Genomic DNA, 2,241 nt, shown 5'->3' with positions numbered 1-2,241 from the left:
CTCGCCGTAGATCCGCGCGCCGCGGGCCCGGGCGTGACCCAGCTCCTCCAGCACCACCACCGCGGCGCCTTCGGAGAGCACGAAGCCGTCGCGGTCCTTGTCGAACGGACGCGAGGCCGCCTCGGGGTCGTCGTTGCGGCGCGTGAGCGTGTTCATCGTCGCGAACGCTCCGACGACCACCGGGATCGCACAGGCTTCGGATCCGCCGACGACCATCACGTCCGCCTGCCCTCTTCGGATGATGTCCCCGGCTTCGCCGATCGCGTGGGAGCTCGAGGCACACGCGGACACATGCGTCAGGCTGGGGCCTTTGAGGCCGAACTGCATCGAGACCTGCGCCGACGCAGCGTTGGCCATCAACATCGGCACGAAGAACGGTGACAGGCGCGAGGGTCCCCGCGTGTCCATGACCATGACCTGATCGACCATCGTCGTGATCCCACCGAGTCCGCTGCTGATCGCGGTCCCGATGCGCTCCGGGTCGGCGACCTTGTCGAGCTTCGCGTCCCGCATCGCCTGCGTGGCCGCGCCCACGGCCAGATGCGTGAACCGGTCCGTCCGCCGGATCTCCTTGCGGTCCATGTACTCGCCCGCCTCGAACCCGCGGACCTCCCCAGCGACCTGCGAGGCATACGGAGACGGGTCGAAGCGAGCGATGCGGGTGACACCGCTCTTGCCGTGGACGAGCGCGTCCCACATCGTCGTGATGTCGTTCCCCACAGGGGTGACCGCGCCCAGGCCCGTGATCACGACGCGGCGCGTGAGTCGTGGATCCCCGCTAGCCAAGGTCGTCCACGTTAGCGCACCGACGCCGCGGCACGCGGGCGGAATGGTTCACGGCGCCCGGAAGATCAGCGACCCGTTCGTGCCCCCGAGACCCATCGAGTTCGAGAGCGCGACGCGGACCTTCGCGGCGCGCGCTACGTTGGGCACGAAGTCGAGGTCGAGCTCCGGATCGGGCGTGTCGTAGTTGATGGTCGGCGGGATACAGCCGTCGCGCAGCGCGAGGAGGCAGATGATCGCCTCGAGCGCGCCGGCCGCGCCGAAGAGGTGGCCGGTCATCGACTTGGTGGACGAGACCAGCACCTTGTGCGCATGGTCGCCGAAAACTTCCTTGATCGCCTGCGTCTCCGCGCGGTCGTTCGCCGGTGTCGACGTGCCATGCGCGTTGATGTAACCGACATCGTCTGGCGCGATACCGGCGTTCGCGAGGGCCGCGCGCATCGACAACGCGCCGCCGACACCGCCCGGCGCCGGGTCGGCCATGTGGTACGCGTCGTCGGACGCGCCATACCCGATGAGCTCGCCGTAACTCTTCGCGCCACGCCGCCTGGCGTGCTCGGCCTCCTCGAGCACCAGCACCGCTGCGCCCTCCGACAGAACGAAGCCATCGCGGTCCCGTTCGAACGGCCGCGACGCGCGCTCGGGCTCGTCGTTGCGCCGGCTGAGCGCGCGCATGTTGCTGAAGGCGGCGACGGCGACCGGGACGATGACGGCCTCGGATCCCCCAGCGACCATCACATCCACCTGACCACGCTTGATCGCCTCGGCGGCCTCACCGAGGGAGTGCGAGCTCGAGGCGCAGGCGGACACGTGCGTGAGGCTCGGGCCGCGGAACCCCCAGCGCAGCGAGACCAGACCGGACGCGGCATTCGCGATGTACATGGTCACGAAGAACGGCGACACGCGGTTCGGTCCGCGCTCCTGCAGAGTGTTCGCGGTATCGACGACCGACTGCAGCCCGCCCGCGGCGGTCGCGATCGAGACGCCGACGCGGTCGCGGTCTATCCCCGTTTCGAGCTTCGCCTCCGCGACTGCCTCGGTGGCGGCGGCGACCGCGAGCTGAGCGAAGCGATCGGCGCGCCGCACATCTTTGCGATCGAAGAAGCGCGTTGCGTCGAAGTCCTGGACCTCGCCAGCGATCTTCGTCTCGAACGACGACGTGTCGAACGATTTGATCCGCCTGATCCCGCTGCGTCCGGCGGTCAGGGCGCTCCACAGGGTGGCCACATCGAGACCGAGTGGCGTCACCGCTCCCACGCCGGTGACGACGACACGCCGCGGGTTCATGCCCCGGTGTCGGCTCGCACGATCAGCGACGCGTTGTGCCCACCGAAGCCCATCGAGTTGGACAGGGCGGTGGTGATGCTGCGAGCCCGCGCGGTGTTCGGCACGTAGTCGAGGTCGAGGCCCGGGTCCGGGGTCTGGTAGTTGATCGTCGGCGGGATGCAGCCGTCGCGG

General features: G+C 69.3%; 3 protein-coding genes. All 3 read right to left on the bottom strand.

Features of this window, described 5'->3' with window-relative positions; translation table 11 throughout:
* On the bottom strand, positions 1-786 hold a 786-nt coding region (locus VI056_16020), incomplete at its 3' end, for a beta-ketoacyl synthase N-terminal-like domain-containing protein (protein HEY6204528.1).
* A gap of 48 nt (positions 787-834) precedes the next feature.
* Positions 835-2,070, bottom strand: coding sequence for a beta-ketoacyl-ACP synthase II (gene fabF / locus VI056_16015; protein HEY6204527.1), 1,236 nt, complete (start codon positions 2,068-2,070; stop codon positions 835-837).
* On the bottom strand, positions 2,067-2,241 hold a 175-nt coding region (locus VI056_16010), incomplete at its 5' end, for a beta-ketoacyl-[acyl-carrier-protein] synthase II (protein ID HEY6204526.1). The genes fabF and VI056_16010, both read right to left, overlap by 4 nt.

The sequence above is a fragment of the Candidatus Limnocylindria bacterium genome (assembly GCA_036523395.1).
In the GTDB taxonomy this organism is placed as follows: Bacteria; Chloroflexota; Limnocylindria; order P2-11E; family P2-11E; genus CF-39.
Note: the sequence above shows the minus strand (reverse complement) of the source record. Positions and strands in the feature narration are given on the sequence as shown.

What these genes read in the sequence shown, in the direction of transcription:
- fabF (HEY6204527.1), bottom strand. Translation starts at nt 2,070, where the DNA reads ATGAACCCGCGGCGTGTCGTCGTCACCGGCGTGGGAGCGGTGACGCCA.